This is a genomic window from Rheinheimera baltica (assembly GCF_030731985.1).
GTDB lineage: Bacteria > Pseudomonadota > Gammaproteobacteria > Enterobacterales > Alteromonadaceae > Alishewanella > Alishewanella baltica.
In genome coordinates, this window is sequence record NZ_JAPJDY010000005.1 from 102,937 (window position 1) to 120,183 (window position 17,247).

The following is a 17,247-nucleotide window of genomic DNA, read 5'->3' on the forward strand; positions in this document are numbered from 1 at the left end:
ACGCCAATTTTAAGCGCATCTTCTAATACCAGCGGCAATAGTGTCGCTGACGCTATTGTACAAAAAACGGGCCCGTTACACCGTTTACCGCGCCATGTTGAATAAACTGCGGTGTCGCAAAAAGGGTTTCCATACCGGCTCTCCACACTAAAGCAAAGCCAAATAGTAACAAATAAAACCCAAATTGCTAACACTCAGTAAAGCAGTCGTACGTTGCAAGCAGCGCTTAGCTAGCGCCTTTAGCATGAGGCCCTTAGCTATCGCTGTTAACATCAGGCGCTTAACGGGCCTGTTCTATCAGCTCTACGTTAATACCGCGGCGCAGTTGCAATTGCCAGGCGCCACCTGCTGGCACAGCTACACTGCGACAAAATGCCGGTTCAGTGACATTTAATGCTACTACCACTTGCTGCTGTGCATCGCGCCACAGTAAGTTCATGGCATCAAAGGTGTTGCTGGTAACATCAACACAAATATCACCATTGATCTCTTGCAGTGTTACACCATTGGCTGCTGATGCCGCAACCGCACGCGACTGTGCCGCCGGCATACGTTGGTTCGCTGGCACCCTGTAATCATGCACTAGCTTATCACCACGATACAGGCTCCAACGAGTTAATGCCTGATTTTGCCAGTGTACCGGCACAATAAACGACAGCTCAACCGGGCCGTCACCATGCCCGGGCACCAATTGCTCTACGGCCAGCTGTTGTGGTGTTGACGCAACATACCAGGCCGATACCTGATACGGCGAATTAGCCCGCACCACCCGCTGCTGCTGCAGTAAAATAAGCTGCTGTAATTGCACCTGATCAGCGCCGGTTAACGCCATACGGTGATACCATGCCTCGCCCGTGGCTGTAGCACTTAAGCTAGTGCCTGCTGCCTGCATAGTGGCAGACAACTGTAGTTCAATCGCCGGGTGGTCGAGGTTTTGTTGCAAATAATCCTGTACGTTTTCAAAGTTGTAATCTGACACATGCTGATTACCGCAATAGCCCATCAAATCTTTGTAATCATCTGGCGATAACAGCGTTTGCATGTCCAACGGCACGCCGTAACTACCGGTACTGCCACCCGCGTAAGGGTAGGCTGAGTCAGGGTTACCTGCAGTACCACAAGGGGCATGTGGCCTGCCAAAGTTGTGGCCTAACTCGTGGTTTAGCACCATATCCAGGTTACTACTGTTTACCACGCCTACAGCACTAAAGCCGGGCACATAGCCACGCCCCCCCCATTGATCCGTGTTCATCGCCTGCTCAAAGTAGCCATAGTAATAGCCCTCACCGCCTTCAATTACCCGCAGGTCAAACAGCTCTTGCAACATAGTAGAGGTGTTATTTTCTTCTGCACTGGCCGACACCTGATAGGGTGCGCGTGTAGTAATATTCACACTCGCCAGTGGCCAGGTGGTTAACAACGAACGCGAAATTAAACTGTTATCCGGCAAGGTTGTAACCGCATCGCCCACCTGAAAGGGCACCACGGTAAGGTTAATGCTATTGGCTAAGGCAAAAGTGGGGCTAAGTACCACATTGTCTAAACCAGCAACCGACACCTCAAAGGTGGTGCCTGGTTGCATTTGCGCAGCAGGCACACTGACCAAGTAGCTACTGCTAAGCTCGCCATGTTGCTTCGCCGGCGGCAATGTGGCAGGTGCCTGCACAGCCAATGCCACAGCTTGCCCTGCCCGGTTGGCTACCGCACTAAGTGCAGGTGGCGTTGCACCATCAGCGGATACCAGATGCACACGCAGCACCGCGTCGCGATTAGGCACCAAATACGGGTTAGTTTTCACCACCCCTTGCAGCCAGTCGGTGCCCGCTATCGACACCCCGGTTGGCGGCATATCGGTATTAATAACTTCATCAATCGTTATTTGTCTGGGGATTATAGCCAGGCCGGTATCTAACACAAAAAACGGCCTTATCCTGGCCTGGGTTATATCAGGCAGTAGCCATTGCTGCTGTAAATGACAATTATCTAACACCGCAACCGGCGCACGCGGCAGCTGATAATCCAGATCTACATGCAGCTCACAGCGCCAGGGCCCAGCATCATCAGACGCTACCTGCCAGTCAAGCTGCAAGCCGTTGTTACTTAGCTGTGCACTAACGTCTAAGGTGTCAATGCCGTCTTGGTTCGGGCAGGCTATATCACGCGGTTTAGCCCAGTTGTATACCTGCACTACCACACCTTTAGCACTAAGCCCATCAATCACACTTTGCGCCCGCGAAAACCCATTTAGTTTTAAGCAGCCGCCCACACTCACGTAGCCACTTTCGCCCAGGTTAGTGTCAAGCAAAGGGGATAAGTCTGTTACAGCAGTACCGTAACTGGTTAACTGGCGCAGTTCAGGAAAATACGACAGTACCGATAAGTCACTCACTCGGGTGTATTCTATGCCAAGCAGGCGCAACTGTGTTTGAGACGACAAGGGCTCCAGAGAGTCAATCTTCGTCTCACCCATAAAGAGAAACTGCAACGACATACCTTGCAAAGCCCACAGCGCGTCTGTGCTAAGTGGATTATTGTAAATAGTTAAGCGCAATATTGGTAACGCACTTAATGGCGATAAATCGCTAATGTTGTTACCCGATACATCCAGTTGCTCCAGATTAGTTAACCCTGCCAGCGGTGATAAATCGGCTATTTTGGTAAAAGGCATGGATAAATTAACCAGCCGACTAAAACCAGATAAGTCGGGTAAATGCGTCAGGCTGTTGTAACCCAAGTATAAAGTGCTTAGCCGAGGATTTTCGGCTTGGTTATCGGCCAAAGCAGCTAACAGACCAACATCGGTTAAACTATTGTTTTGTAATACTAACTGGCGTAAACCAGTCGCATACTGAATACCATCCAACCGGCTAATTTGCTGGTTGTCCGCATTAAGCGCCGTTAACCCCGCCAGTGTATCTGCCAAAATAGGGGCCGTATCGCTAAGCGCTAAATGCTCACGTACCACACGGTCTAAATTGGCATCGGCAAACACCACAAACTCAGCATCATTAAACTGCACCTGAAGCTGACAATCTTCAGTTACAGATGGAATAATAAACTGTGCGCCATCAAACTGGCCATTACAGCCATCTACTTGCTGCACATTAAAGCCGCTATCCGCCGTAATGGTAAACACAACCTTGTCACCAAAGTTTGCTTCAACGCTAGTGGGTGAAACAGAACCACCCGCGCCTGCCACGGCGGTAATACTCAACGTTTCCACAACAAAACTAACGTCAACTTCACAGGCGGCCATCACCGGCGTGGTGGTAAAACTATTACCCTCAAGCGTACCTGCACAACCAGTTACGCCCTGAATAACAAAGCCATCATCGGGCAAAATTGAAAACGTCGCTTGTTGGCCGTATTGCACCTGCTGGCTAGCCGGAGAAACAACCCCCCCGGCGCCTGCCCGGCTGGTAACCTCAAACATCACCGGCTCAAACCGTGCCGTTACCGTACAATTAGCGTTTAGCGGGCCAATAAGGTATTGATCATCAGTTAAAGCCCCATTACAACCGGTTACCGCAGCGGTAGCAAAGCCCTCAGCAGGGGTAACTTTTAGCGTAGCTTGTTGGTCTGATAACAACGTAAGGCTTTGTGGGGTAATAGAACCGCTGCCTTCAATAGCGGTACTAACGTTAATTTGTGCGCGTTCAAAACTGGCTGTAACCGTACAATTTTCGCTAATAGCACCGGTGGTAAAGCTATTACCATTAAGCTGGCCATTACATCCCGTCGCACTGGCAACCACAAAACCGGCATCGGCTTGCAGCGTTAACGTGGCAGTTTGGCCACTGCGTACACTAACACTAGCCGGTGTAATACTGCCGCCAGCGCCAGCCGTTGCCGACACCGTGTAGCTCACCACTTCTGGTGGCTTAGTGCCAGCGTCATCCCCAGAGCCCCCGCCACAGCCCAATAACCACAGCGGTAACGCCAAACAAATAATACGCGGATTCAACAACATAGCAGCCCCAATGCAAATGTAATTAAGGCCAGTATAACCATAAATTTACACCAGCCTCCAGAGCAAAATGGGAATATGCCGTGCACTTTCGTCATTAGAATATCTAACCTTTGGACTACTCGCACAAAATCGTCAACAGGCATGTCGTCGATATGACTTAGACAGCAAAAGGATATAGATCAGCTAACAATACAGAAAAAATACATCTTAATTGAAAACTAACTTGATTTGACGAAAGCATTAATTGACGTAACGTTGTAATACTTAGCCAAAATTGATTATCAGCCTTGCTAGTACTATTTACATACACCAATTGATAACGACTATCATGATGAATGAATCGTCCACCTTCATCGGATTGTTCAAACGTAATATGTGAGATAGATTCAGGGGGCAATTCGGGTAACGTTGCACTTTCGCCTGGGTAAATTACAGTGGTCGGTAATATCGTTCGCCCACCGCTGATACCAAATTCTTCTGCAATTGTTACCAGGCATAATAAGTCGTCCTTGTCTTGGCGCAAAAGCAAACGTACCTGTCCTTTGCTTTTAGCTCGCACTAACGGCTGTACCCAGCTGAACACTTCGCGCGTTGAACTTAGCGTACGATACATTTGCACATCAATACTGCTGTTATCATTGGTAAAAATACCATTGTCGTTAAGCTCAATACCCTCTACCGTTTCTAATGGTGCCAATCGCCAATGCCACCAATCTGTATACTGGCAACTTATAAATTGCTCATTAAACAACACACGTTCATCACCTTTAGGAATGAGCGTTTGCTGTGCATAAAACACTGACCAATCAAACACGGCCAGTAAAGAACGTAAATCAGCATTCAAAAAATGACTGAGCGTTAAGGCGGAAAATACTGCTGGTACCGATGCCCAAATCATAGTGTCATCAGCAAATACGGGCTCATCCAGCAACACATAATTATGAAACTTACTCTTTTGAAAATATCGGCAGCCTAAGTCAAGTTGCATCGATGTGCCAAGCGGTGTTATTCCGGCTTTAAAATGAGTAAACCAATCGACACATGCAGAACTTTTACCACCATGCAGCCGCAGATAGTTAGCCGGTGTAGATTGCACCGTGGGGCCAAATTGAGCTACGTTTGGATTTCCGGGTTCTACTCTTGCCTGCAGCAAAACATACACCTGTCCGTCTCTTACCATAAACGCCAAGCCAGTTAATGCACTTTGCGGCTGATACAGCACAAAATTTGTCTTTTTGGTGACTTGATGCTGTATTCCGCAAACGTGGAAAAAACCATTAGTTCGATGCGAAAGCGCACCATTTTCCAGGCGCCAATCGTCTTGCTCAGATAATTTAACCGGAAAAAGTGAAAAATTAGCGGTATCAACTACAGATTGAAGAAATGATTGAAGATCTGCCAAAGAACGAGCGATTAAATTTAAATTCGACATTTATTTACTGTACACCACTCAATATTTGCTCTCTATTAAGCTCAGGGTATGAAGAACTCACGTCAACCTGCCGATACTCAAGCTCTAAGAGCTCAGCTAAGAAACGCTGAAAAGGAGGGTTTTTTAATGATTCAGGTTGAATCAACGTAACTTTAGTGCCTGGTTTTAGCCAAATCATATTGGCAAATTCAGCGCCTCGCATAGCAAAAATACCACTGCATTGGCTAAAAGCAACTATCTGCTGTTTTAAAGATACGATGCCGGGTTCAAACATTGCTGCTGCAATACCTAAACTGTGTAGTACTTCAGCAATAAACTCTGGATTTTTGATCCCTCGACGACTCATACCATAGCCTTTAATTACCGCACTACCGGAATCTTTATTATAAAATTCTGGTTCGGCGGAGCGTTTTAAAATCAATATCTTATTTCCAACGTAAACATTAATGTCATGCTCTAATTTAATTTTAAATAGTAGAATAAATCTGACTCGCCAAATTGCAGACTTCAAATTAAAACTGCTTAATTCCTTTGCTATATCCGAATGTATTTCAAGCTGCTTTAATAGTTTTTTTATGACCTGGTTATCGCTATATTCTGGCTCAAGCATAGGTTTCAGCATGAACATATCCCAACGTGATACCCAAATCACGTTGTAGTTATTTCCAGAGGGAAGTTGAGTTAGAATCGCAAAATTAACCCCTAAGCTGCTTAACGCCTCTTGAAGAATCGGGTCCATCAAAGGACCACATGTCACAAAAATATACTGGTTACCGGGGCTGGTCCTAGAGGAAACAATATAAACAGAAGGTAGTAAATAACCCCACATAAAATGGAAAAAATGCTCACAAGAGCCGAGATCAAACCTATCATCAAATCGAAGAACAATACTTTTATTGCTTTTTAGCACGGATTAAATCCAGAGAAAATACACATCTTTATTGAGGTTTATTACTAAAGCGACAGCAACCGTTCAAAAGCAACAAAACTGCTAAAAGCCACTCTCTCACGCTCTTGAAATAACACAGAGAAACTACCAAGTTTATTGATTAAGTGTTGCTGGGCACTCATGTAACTTTCTGCAATGGATATATCTGGCAAGAAGTCTTGAATAAACTCCGCAGCTTCAGGCGCTGATTTGCCATAAATATTCAGCACCGCCTTGCTATTTCCACCAATAAGCTCAAATAATCTGCTATTTTCGGCGGCATAGACAATAGGTACAGCATTGCAGGCATAGGCATCAAACGGTTTCTCGGTGAGATAATGTGGCAGAATGGTATTTTCAATCGACGACAATAACTTGGTGTTATTGTGCAGCGTTGTCAGTTTATCCAGGTGCCAGTCAGGTAGAGACTGCCGCGGTGTATCATTGTGCCAGCCCCGCCCCTGAATCAGGCTCTCTGACTTTTGCCAAAACAAGCTTGCGATGTCCGAACGGTAAACGCTGAGCCCTACCAGCTTATTTTGTTGGTCTTGCTTGTTGTATTTCAAATCAGTGCGTTTTTCCGCGAAGAATGCCTGTTGCCACTGCGCTGTTTGCCAGTGCTTTAGCCTGGCTGACGGTGACACAACAGCATTTTGCTGTAACAGCGTTAAGTACCGCTGTATGTAATGATTTTCAGTGGTAATAAAATACGGGATACGTTCAAAATTAAACACATCACTCGTTTTATGGTTAATACAATGGTACACGAATCCTTGCCGTTTACCGCTCACAACAGCCGAAAACTCACCATCAGGCTGAGTCATCAAATCCCATAACGGCTCTTCAGAAAACACCACTAACTGCAATTGCGGTTTGGCACTAAGCCAGCGGCTGATATGTTCAGCTTGCGCACGAAGGTCAACAAAATAGCTGGCAACAATAAAGTCTGCTGCCAGTGGTTCAGAGACAAATTCAAAATAAGGGGTAAAAAACGGCCGGTAATCGCTATAGGCAAACGGTGTGCGTTTTGCATGCTGGCCAGGAATAAGATAAATGCGCAATTTCGTCATGATACCTGCATCTTCGTCTGCAGCGATACAAAAGCTTGCTGCTCGCGAGCACTTAACGACAACAAATCTGCCGTGATCTGGTGTTTTGCCGCCTGAAATACCGGTAATGCCCCATCAAGTAACAAGTAACTTTGCCAACTCAGTAGAAAAGTCTTTGCCGAACATCCCACTGCTGATTGCCTGGCAGCCAACATTTGCTTTAGGGCGGTGTAACGTTGCTGCTGTCGCTGCGCTATCAGCCTAGACACGATTAACTCTAACTCGGACAGCCAGGCAGGCCCCAGCAGAGACGAGTCAGTGTTGGCGACAATAACCGCTGTATTGTCGCTTATTTTAGGTATTGCCTGTACTGGCAATGTCGTTATCACAACATCAAAGGCCAGTTTTTGTAATACATCAAGCACTGAGGGGCAAATCTCGACATCAACAATCAGCAGCCGGCACAATAACTTATTGTCGTAAGCAGATGATTGCATGCCGCTAACCGCCGATAATTTATCGGCACCATTTTGTTTATTAAGCACGGCACAATAAACTGAAGGTAAAGCTGATATTAAGCTGGCCTTTATCTGGCAATAGATATAGGCAACCAAAATGTCAGTGTTCAAAACCGTATTCTTACTACTGTTATACACATTCAAGCCTTATCGCACCGGTTACCCATTTACAAAGTCATTTGTAAAAAGACTTTTTCGGCTATCAGTCACTGCCAAACAAATCACGGGTGTACACTTTGTCGCTAACATCATCCAGTACAGCGCTTAACCGGTTGGCCACGATAACATCACTGATTCGTTTAAACTCGGCTAAATCGGTAATCACACGGCTATTGTATAAATCACTCTGATCAAGTTCAGGCTCAAACACTACAACTTCAACACCTTTGGCTTTAATGCGTTTCATGATGCCTTGTATTGCCGAGGCGCGGAAATTGTCAGAGCCACTTTTCATAATTAAGCGGTATATACCAACGACTTTCGGCTTCCTTGATAAGATTGCCTCCGCAATAAAATCTTTACGGGTACGGTTAGCATCTACAATCGCCTGAATCATGTTATTAGGCACATCTTTATAGTTAGCCAACAGCTGCTTGGTATCTTTCGGCAAACAGTAACCACCGTAGCCAAAACTGGGGTTATTGTAGTGGTTACCAATACGAGGGTCCAAACCTACGCCCTCAATAATTTGCCGCGAATTGAGACCGTGACTTTCTGCATAACTGTCTAACTCATTAAAATAGGCTACTCGCATCGCCAAGTAGGTGTTACTAAACAGCTTTATCGCCTCAGCTTCAGTACTGTCAGTAAACAATATCGGTATATCTTGCTTTATAGCCCCCTGTTGCAATAACACGGCAAATTGTTTGGCGCGGGCACTTTGCCCACCAACAATAATACGACTGGGATAAAGATTATCGTACAATGCCTTTCCTTCGCGCAGAAACTCCGGTGAAAAAATAAGGTTATCTGTACCAAATTTATCACGCGCGCTTTGTGTATAACCCACCGGCACGGTAGATTTAATTACCATTACTGCATTTGGGTTAATAGCCATAACGTCGCTAATGACTGCTTCAACACTTTTAGTATTAAAGTAATTGGTTTGCGGGTCGTAATCCGTCGGAGTGGCTATAACTACAAAATCAGCATCGGCATAAGCCTCTTGTTTATCCAGCGTCGCGGTAAAGTTAAGCACCTTAGACTGTAAAAATTCGCTGATTTCTTTATCTTCAATCGGCGATTTTTTGGTATTAAGCAACGAAACCTTTTCCGGAATAATATCTATCGCGACAACCCGGTTATGCTGAGCTAACAGCATGGCATTTGAAAGACCAACATAGCCGGTACCGGCAATTGCAATTTTAATCATCAGTATTCTCAACTAACTTAATTTAATGTGCTCAGCTATAGCCTGCAGTGCCAACGCTACAAGATGTATCGCTTTTTGCTCTGTGTCACACTCTGCATAGCATCTTACCTCGGGCGCGTTGCCTGACGGACGTAAATGCACAATATCACCGTCGACAAAGGTCATTCGAAGGCCATCAGTGTTATCGATACCCAACAACGTCTTAGTATCCAGCGACAGCATGTTTAAGCTTTGCTCTGGATTAGCATTCAGGCTGTCTAATAATTGCTGGCTGCGCGTCGCAGGCACATCTTGAATACGGTCACTGGCGGTAAAGCGTTGCGGCAGCATAGCCAACAATGCCGACACCGGACGTTCCGCAGCCAATACAAGAACAGCCAGCGCAGGTAACAAGGCGTCGCGCGTGGGTAATGCTTTAAGCGTTTTGTCGGCAATAATAATATCGCTACCCAGCAAAAAACCACCATTCGCTTCAAAACCAGCATAGCTTCGCTCTGTTTTTAATGTTTCAAAGGCAGCAATAACATAAGGCGAACCAATGCGGGTACGAAGTACTTGATTAAACACACCACTTTTTTCAATGGCGGTATTGCAGCTAACAGGAACAGCCAGTGCATCTATACCTAAGGCTTGAGCACATAGCAGCCCAACAATATCACCACGCAGCCAATGGCCATTCTCGTCAGACAACAAGGGCCTATCGCCATCGCCATCGGTTGAAAAAATCGCATCAAATTGATACTGCTTAGCCCACTGCATGCCTTTTTGCTTATCGGCGTTACTTACCGCTTCTGTGTCAATGGGCACAAAATGATCACTACGTTCAAGCCGGGTGACTTTGGCACCTAATGCTTCAAACACTTGATAATAAAATTCTCTGCCTGCACTTGAATGTTCATATATGCCGATATGTTTACCCGACAAAATACCTGCAGGGTAAATACTCAGATAACGCTGCAGGTAGTTTTGTGCAGCAGTAGCTAATACTGATTGCGTTACAGGCGTAAACAGGGGTAAAGGGTTATTTACCGATATAATTGCCTGCTCATCCGCTTTACTAATTTCGCCATCCGGTCGGTAAAATTTAATACCATTACGATCAAACGGAATATGGCTGCCGGTAATCATTATTGCCGGTACCATATCCTGCATAGCCTGATACGCCAGTGCAGGTGTAGGTAATACCCCATAAAAATCAACTTGAATGCCAATAGCCTTGAGTACACCCGCCACTGCGGCCGCCATTTGTGGGCTACTCGGGCGGTTATCTATCGCCACAGCAACCCGGTCAACAGTGAAGTTTTGCTGCATAACCTTGATAAAATTAACAGCAAAGGCCGCACAAACGTCATCGGTGAGATCAGTAACCAAGCCCCTAACCCCACTGGTGCCAAAGGCGACATGGCTACGTTGAATAACTTGCGTCGTACTCAATGCCATTTTAAGCCCTACCGTAGCGGTCAGAAAAACGCACTATATCGTCTTCACCTAAATAGGAACCCGATTGCACTTCTATCAACTCAAGTGGAATTTTACCCGGATTTTCTAAGGCATGTACTGCCCCAAGTGGGATATAAATCGACTGATTTTCACTTAAAAGTGTATCTTTGCCAGCAACCGTTACATTTGCCGTACCCGACACCACTATCCAATGTTCGGCACGATGATGATGCATTTGAATCGACAACTTTTCGCCAGGTTTAACCGTAATACGCTTAACCTGATAACGCTCGCCGTTATCAATAGCATCGTATTTACCCCAAGGGCGGTAAACTTCGCGGTGAACCTTGTGTTCGCTTCGTCCGGCCGCTTTTAGTTGCTGCACTATGGCTTTAACGTCCTGCACTTTATCTTTCGCGGCAACCAGTACAGCATCTTTGGTTTGCACCACCACAACATTGTCCAAGCCCACAGTAGCCACCAGGCTGGTTTCAGCAAACACGTAATTGTTACTGCTATTTACCGTTAACACATCGCCTTGATGCACATTGCCGTTAGCGTCTTTATCGCTAATGTCCCACAAAGAAGACCAGGCACCTACGTCACTCCAACCGGCGTCCAGCGGCACCACTACCGCATCAGCCGTTTTTTCCATTACCGCATAATCTATTGAGTCGTCCGGACAGGCGATAAAAGCCTCTTTATTTACCCGAATAAAGTCTAAATCCGGGTCTACTTCCGCCATGGCTAGCTCACAGGCGGTATAGATGTCAGGCCGATGCTGTTTTAATTCAGCCAAAAACACACTGGCTTTAAACATAAACATGCCACTGTTCCAGTAATATTCCCCACTGGCTAAATAAGACTGCGCCGTTACCAAATTGGGTTTTTCTACAAACTGCGACACAGCATAAGCACTACCCGTTGCGGTACCCCGCTTGATATAGCCATAGCCCGTTTCAGCCGCTGTAGGCACAATGCCAAAAGTGACTAATTTATTATCTGCTGCAAATATTGCTGCCTGCTGTACAGCAACGGTAAAGGCGGTGGTATCGGCTATAACATGGTCTGCCGCCAACACTAATAACAGCGGATCCGTGCCCTTTTTCACTGCCGTTAATGCGGCCAGTGCAATGGCCGGAGCGGTGTTACGCCCGGCAGGCTCTAAAATAATATTGTGGTCCAGCTGCTGTATCTGTCTAAGTTGCTCAGCCGCAATAAAGCGATGCTCTTCATTGCAAATCACTAATGGTGGCAGTGCATCAACATCTCGTAGTCTTTGCACGGTTGCCTGCAACATGGTTTGCTTACCGTCCAGTTTTAAAAACTGCTTAGGCATTAAATCACGCGATAATGGCCACAGCCGGCTGCCGGTGCCGCCGGCCATAATAACAGGAAGTATCATGTCTCATCCTTTGAAAAAAAATAGGCTTTAGTGTTTGAATGCACATCAGGGTGTAATAACAGCTCTGCAACACTAAACCATTGATAATCAGCATGCTGCTCTTGCGGTAAGTCTACCAAGTGCAAAACCCTAAGGCGATATGCGATGGCCACATAATGCGTTGAGGGCGCATCACCAAAAACACTGTCCGTGTAGAAGTGGTCATATGGCCCCTGCAATGTCGCATCCTCGATTGAGAATTTTAACCCCAATTCATTTAACGTTAATCGCTCAAAAGCAGACGCTAAGGTTTCGTTTTTTAAAATACGCCCGCCTGGGACAAACCAAAAACCTTGCGCCGGCCGATTGTTACGCCGGCCTAATAGTATTTGTCCCTGCGCATTTTCAACCAGCAAATCTATCGACACCAAGGGCGTACTTGCTAATACGGTGGTAAACGTAGTGTTATCTAAAAACATCAACCTATGCTCTAAAATTATCCTGGTTTTCCAAAAACCATTGATAGGCGTTGCGCAAGCCTGTCTCTAGTTCAATAGAATACTGCCAACCCAGCGCCTTTAGACGGTCAACATTCATCAACTTGCGTGGCGCGCCATCTGGCTTAGAGGTATCCCAGACAATGCTTCCCTTAAAGCCAACTACCTTCGCTACCGTCTCCGTCAGTTGTTTAATCGTGCAATCAACACCGGTGCCCACATTAATATGGCTTAACATGGGTTGGGTATTCGCTTCATAGGTAGCGCTATCCAATTGCATTACAAAAATGCTGGCAGCCGCCATATCGTCAACATGCAAAAACTCCCGCATTGGCGAGCCACTGCCCCAGGCAACAACTTCAGCAGCACCCGCAAGCTTCGCTTCATGAAAACGGCGTAACAAGGCAGGTATCACATGGCTATTATTCGGGTGAAAGTTGTCATTAGGGCCATATAAATTGGTTGGCATAACACTGCGGTAATCACGGCCATACTGGCGGTTATAACTTTCACACAGCTTAATACCGGCAATTTTTGCTATCGCATAAGGCTCGTTAGTGGGCTCTAAAGTACCGGTGAGCAGTGCATTTTCTGCCATAGGCTGAGCAGCTAATTTCGGGTATATACAGCTTGAACCTAAAAATAACAGTTTCTGTACATTATTAAGGTGAGCTGCATGAATAATATTGGCTTCAATCATCAGATTTTCGTATATAAAATCAGCCGGATAGGTGTTATTGGCAATAATACCACCCACTTTAGCCGCAGCTAAATAAACTTGATCTATCTTTTCTGATTGGAAAAATTCAGAGACAGCATGTTGATTTGTCAAGTCCAGTGTTTTACGACTACGCAAAATCAGCTCAACATTTTCTTGCGGCTGTAATTGCCTAACAATCGCGGACCCAACCATGCCAAGATGACCAGCTACAAATATTTTTTTCTTCATAATACGCTTTTCTTTCTATTGTTTATATTTTGGGTTATCAGTAATTCGTCAGCGTTATTCAATTTAAGCAGATTGCAGGCATTCTGATATTTTTCTGAACTGCTGCGCAAATGCCTGAGGAATTAATTTCTCTGCAAGATGAAAGGTGTTATTCCCAACCCCGATACCACCATAGAAGCCTGCTTCAATATGTGTATGGTAGTTGTCCAGCCAGGATTTTTCCCAGTCGGTTTCATGCTCGAATTCGGCAGCATCTGGCATATCAGCCAGTTCATAAACCAACTGCCCTTCGTGATACCTTGCATCAATCCAAAACGAAGGCAACTTTTTACTCCAGACATAGGGTGCAAAAAAGTTGTTGTAACAAACCGTCTGGCCGGCCAGCAAGTGTTCAACAGCTCCCTCTCCTGGATGAACTGATCGTTGATCCATAAATATCAGTAGCTTTTTATTTTTTTTAATCAATCGATCCATTCGACTGAGTTCATAAAGGTTATGACCACCCATAAATCGAGGGCCTAAGTTTATGGCTCTTTTATCCGAAGACAAATTAGTAACGGGAATAACGGCAGACTTTATATAATAAAGGTCAGGCAACAACGTCATTAATGCTGCTATTGCACCCGGCACAATACTATGAGAAGTTACCAAAACAAACGGTTTATTATTAAATAAACTTAACCGACTTAGCACCTGCTCATGGATGTTGCCTTTGCGTTGCATTAAACAAGCAACTCCATCATCAGTAGACAAAAATGGGGGTAATGTATTTTGCAATGCTGTGAGTGCTGACTTTTGATGCAGCCAACTGTCAAAGGTATAATTTTTCCCTTCATATTGCCATAAGTACCGCCACATAATCCGGTTGTCTATACTCTCCCAAACGGGCGGTACTATTACTTGGTTGTCTAAAATACGATTAAATTGCAGATTAGTGGCTGGGGTAATCTCATCATTATTAACCTGCTGAATGAGCTGATTAAAAAGCTCTGGGAGTTCTGCTCTCAGATAAAAGTAATGGGTTTGCAATAACTCTCGGTGTTGTTGCCTGTCCTCACTGAGTTGGGCTAATAAAGCATTTGCTTGCTGCTTGTTTCCATGGGATAACAGTAACCAAGGCACCTGCATCGGGGGCATTCCCTGTAATCGCACCATAAACAACGCTAGCACGCGCTGAGAATCCAGAGTTCGTTGGTTAATCTGCAACCGTACAACCAATCTTAACAGATAATTGGCGGCTATCTTCTTCGCATCGAAATAACGTTTATCAAGAAGCACTAAAAGATCATCAAACGCATTAAACGTGATGAAAAAGCTAAACAGAAGATTCATCAAATCCAGTGAGTCAGGTAGAGATTTTAATGAACGAAGCAGCAGCTCAATGCCTTCATCAAAACGCAGATTACCTAATAGACCTTTGACCATTTCAATGGTTATTTTTTGACATACCGAGATATCTGTTTGGTAAAATAACACGCGGGCTGAATCGATATCGCCAAGTAAGCACAAAATTTTAATTTTCTGCGCAATAAGCTCAGGCTCACTCTCAGCGTTAACAGTGTGCAAATCAATTAGTGCATCAGTAAATTTAAATTCGGCCAGTTTAGCATTAACCCGCTTTTCTAACTCATTCGGTAGTGATAACGCCAAGTGTATTAAGCTCCCTTACTCCAAAAAATCTGTGCTAAACGACACCATAAGCATTGTCTAAAGCGGTTTACAATTTTTCTTTAGTTAAAAGAAGTGTTCCAATAAGCACAGCATCAAGGCCGCTAGTCATAAAAACACTTAAAGCATCGTTAACTGAGTGTACTATGGGTTTGCCCATTACATTAAAGCTTGTATTAAGTAATATAGGCACACCTGTTAGTTCACCAAAATACTCCGTCACACTTTTTAACCAAGGCGCGGTTTCAGTAGTTAACGTTTGTAATCGTCCTGTGCCATCCTGATGGACAACAGCGGGAACTTGTTCACACTCCGGATACTTCCATTTTAATGTAAAAGACATATACGGTGACGGTTGAGGGTCAACAAACCAATCGGCGACTTTCTCAAGAGGGATCACAGGTGCAAACGGCCGATAAGACTCGCGCCCTTTTATCACTGCATTGATCTTGGCTTTCATCTCGGGCGAACGCGGATCAGCTAATATGGAGCGGTTACCCAAGGATCTGGGTCCAAACTCAGCTGCACCGCGCATCACACCAATGATTTTGCCCTGGGCAAGCAATAAGGCGACTTCCTTAGCACCATCGCCGTCACAATATCTAGCATGATAAGCCCCTGCGTTGCTAAAAATTTTATCAATTTGTGCTCCAAATGGCTGACTTCCCAAATAAACACCATACTGATTATGAGGTATTGCGGCATCTCGGCCCGATTCAGAAGTCGCTTTTTGCCAAGCGAGTAACGCAGCACCAACCGCATTTCCATCATCGGCTGGCGCACTCGGTACATGTACCTTTTTAAAAGGCGTTGTCTTAATAATTGTTCCATTAAAAGCCGAATTTAATGCACAACCACCCGCTAAAATCAGATTATCACTGCGAGATTGCACATAAACATCGGCTAGTATTTTCTGCGCATACAAACTAAAAGCAGCCTGAGCAGAGGCAGCTAAATTAGCCGCCTCCATATAAGGCTTATTTTTAAACGAAACGCTAGATTCAAAAAAAGGAATGGTTTCGGCTAACAATGACCGGTTGCCCCAATGAATGCGACCATCGGCAATTTCAAGCAGGTTAGATAATCTGTTTACCCATTCCTGATCAGGCTTACCAAACGCGGCCAGCCCCATCACCTTCCATTCCTCACCTTTTACCGAACTAAACCCACATAACTCAGTTAGCCATGCGTAAAATGCGCCTAAACTTCCTGGCCCCCAGGAACGCCATATGCGTTTAATTTTGCCATCAGACCAAGTAAACAAAGACGCTGCGCCTACTTCGCCTTCACCGTCCAAAATAACACAGGCAGCATTATCGAATGGCGCAGAATAAATAGCGTTTGCCGCATGGCACAGATGATGATCAAACCGCCATACACTTTCACTGACCCGATCCCCAAGTACATAATAGATGTTTTGTCCAGCATATTCTTGTTGCTGCTTCTGCAAAGATGCCATCCAGTCAATAACTTGAGAAGAAATAAAAGCATCCTGTGGATTAGCAATCGTATCTGTTTTAGCAGCCTGCCAGCTTGTTGCAATTTGAAACTGTGCAGCAGGATCATCAGCAAGAATGCGCTCAAAAACCGGGCTAATATGATTAAGTTGGTCAGGCATTGCTCCCCACGCCCTTTTATCTTGCAAAAAACGCTCGGTAGCTTCTGCCAAAATAACCTTACCCTGATCATTAACAATAGCAAAGGCGGGATCATGGCCAGTTGTAGAGAGGCCAACAAAATAGTTACTCATTTTATTTCATTCATTCTTACTATTGCATCGGCGACTTGTTTGGCGGTTTTGTACTGAAACATCACTATTGGTTCTATTTCTAACTCAAACTCATCTTCTATTTTCCCACATAACAATACTGCATATAAGGAGTCCACTCCTACAGCAGCAAGTAAAGTATCAGCGAATAATTCTTCGCGTGGTTTTTTACATAACTGCGCCACATTATCCAAAATAAAGTCGATAATGTTCTGATGATTAGCTTGATTCAATTATAATAACCTCTTGATATGAATATGATTTACATTTAT

The 17,247-nt window shown here is 45.0% G+C and carries 13 protein-coding genes; all 13 read right to left on the bottom strand.

Translation table 11 applies throughout. The features are described 5' to 3' along the window. Positions 1-280 precede the first annotated feature (280 nt). Positions 281-3,970, bottom strand: coding sequence for an InlB B-repeat-containing protein (locus tag ORJ00_RS09885; protein WP_306139734.1), 3,690 nt, complete (start codon positions 3,968-3,970; stop codon positions 281-283). A gap of 157 nt (positions 3,971-4,127) precedes the next feature. Further along, on the bottom strand, positions 4,128-5,402 hold the full coding sequence (locus ORJ00_RS09890) for an NDP-hexose 2,3-dehydratase family protein (RefSeq protein WP_306136572.1): 1,275 nt from the start codon (positions 5,400-5,402) through the stop codon (positions 4,128-4,130). Positions 5,403-5,406: 4 nt separating this feature from the next. Next, positions 5,407-6,312 (bottom strand): glycosyltransferase 61 family protein, encoded by a 906-nt coding sequence (locus tag ORJ00_RS09895; protein ID WP_306139736.1) that lies wholly within the window; start codon positions 6,310-6,312, stop codon positions 5,407-5,409. Positions 6,313-6,356: 44 nt separating this feature from the next. Continuing rightward, positions 6,357-7,400, bottom strand: a complete 1,044-nt coding sequence (locus ORJ00_RS09900; RefSeq protein WP_306138102.1) for a hypothetical protein — start codon at positions 7,398-7,400, stop codon at positions 6,357-6,359. Further along, a complete protein-coding gene (locus ORJ00_RS09905) occupies positions 7,397-7,876 on the bottom strand; it encodes a hypothetical protein (RefSeq protein ID WP_306138103.1) in 480 nt (159 codons plus the stop codon). Before ORJ00_RS09905 ends, ORJ00_RS09900 begins: the two co-directional genes overlap by 4 nt. Before the next feature lie 223 nt (positions 7,877-8,099). Next, positions 8,100-9,266, bottom strand: coding sequence for a nucleotide sugar dehydrogenase (locus tag ORJ00_RS09910; protein WP_306139854.1), 1,167 nt, complete (start codon positions 9,264-9,266; stop codon positions 8,100-8,102). A 15-nt stretch (positions 9,267-9,281) separates the two neighbouring features. Continuing rightward, positions 9,282-10,709, bottom strand: coding sequence for a phosphomannomutase (locus ORJ00_RS09915; RefSeq protein ID WP_306139738.1), 1,428 nt, complete (start codon positions 10,707-10,709; stop codon positions 9,282-9,284). 1 nt (position 10,710) lies between these two features. After that, complete coding sequence (locus tag ORJ00_RS09920) at positions 10,711-12,114, bottom strand: mannose-1-phosphate guanylyltransferase/mannose-6-phosphate isomerase (protein ID WP_306139740.1); 1,404 nt, start codon at positions 12,112-12,114, stop codon at positions 10,711-10,713. After that, positions 12,111-12,572 (bottom strand): GDP-mannose mannosyl hydrolase, encoded by a 462-nt coding sequence (locus ORJ00_RS09925; RefSeq protein ID WP_306139742.1) that lies wholly within the window; start codon positions 12,570-12,572, stop codon positions 12,111-12,113. Before ORJ00_RS09925 ends, ORJ00_RS09920 begins: the two co-directional genes overlap by 4 nt. 4 nt (positions 12,573-12,576) lie before the next feature. Next, positions 12,577-13,539 carry a GDP-L-fucose synthase gene (gene fcl, locus ORJ00_RS09930; RefSeq protein WP_306139744.1) on the bottom strand — a complete coding sequence of 321 codons (963 nt, stop codon included), beginning with the start codon at positions 13,537-13,539 and terminating at the stop codon, positions 12,577-12,579. Positions 13,540-13,602: 63 nt separating this feature from the next. Then, a complete protein-coding gene (locus tag ORJ00_RS09935; protein ID WP_306139745.1) occupies positions 13,603-15,189 on the bottom strand; it encodes a hypothetical protein in 1,587 nt (528 codons plus the stop codon). A gap of 67 nt (positions 15,190-15,256) precedes the next feature. Beyond that, on the bottom strand, positions 15,257-16,957 hold the full coding sequence (locus ORJ00_RS09940; RefSeq protein WP_306138098.1) for a carbamoyltransferase family protein: 1,701 nt from the start codon (positions 16,955-16,957) through the stop codon (positions 15,257-15,259). Further along, entirely contained in the window at positions 16,954-17,208 is a 255-nt protein-coding gene (locus ORJ00_RS09945) for an acyl carrier protein (protein ID WP_306138097.1), read from the bottom strand. The genes ORJ00_RS09940 and ORJ00_RS09945 overlap by 4 nt, the downstream gene beginning before the upstream one ends. Positions 17,209-17,247 lie beyond the last annotated feature (39 nt).

Coding starts and splice junctions, on each gene's coding strand:
- ORJ00_RS09885 (WP_306139734.1), bottom strand. CDS start 3,970: ATGTTGTTGAATCCGCGTATTATTTGTTTGGCGTTACCGCTGTGGTTA.
- ORJ00_RS09890 (WP_306136572.1), bottom strand. CDS start 5,402: ATGTCGAATTTAAATTTAATCGCTCGTTCTTTGGCAGATCTTCAATCA.
- ORJ00_RS09900 (WP_306138102.1), bottom strand. CDS start 7,400: ATGACGAAATTGCGCATTTATCTTATTCCTGGCCAGCATGCAAAACGC.
- ORJ00_RS09905 (WP_306138103.1), bottom strand. CDS start 7,876: ATGCAATCATCTGCTTACGACAATAAGTTATTGTGCCGGCTGCTGATT.
- ORJ00_RS09915 (WP_306139738.1), bottom strand. CDS start 10,709: ATGGCATTGAGTACGACGCAAGTTATTCAACGTAGCCATGTCGCCTTT.
- ORJ00_RS09920 (WP_306139740.1), bottom strand. CDS start 12,114: ATGATACTTCCTGTTATTATGGCCGGCGGCACCGGCAGCCGGCTGTGG.
- ORJ00_RS09925 (WP_306139742.1), bottom strand. CDS start 12,572: ATGTTTTTAGATAACACTACGTTTACCACCGTATTAGCAAGTACGCCC.
- fcl (WP_306139744.1), bottom strand. CDS start 13,539: ATGAAGAAAAAAATATTTGTAGCTGGTCATCTTGGCATGGTTGGGTCC.
- ORJ00_RS09940 (WP_306138098.1), bottom strand. CDS start 16,957: ATGAGTAACTATTTTGTTGGCCTCTCTACAACTGGCCATGATCCCGCC.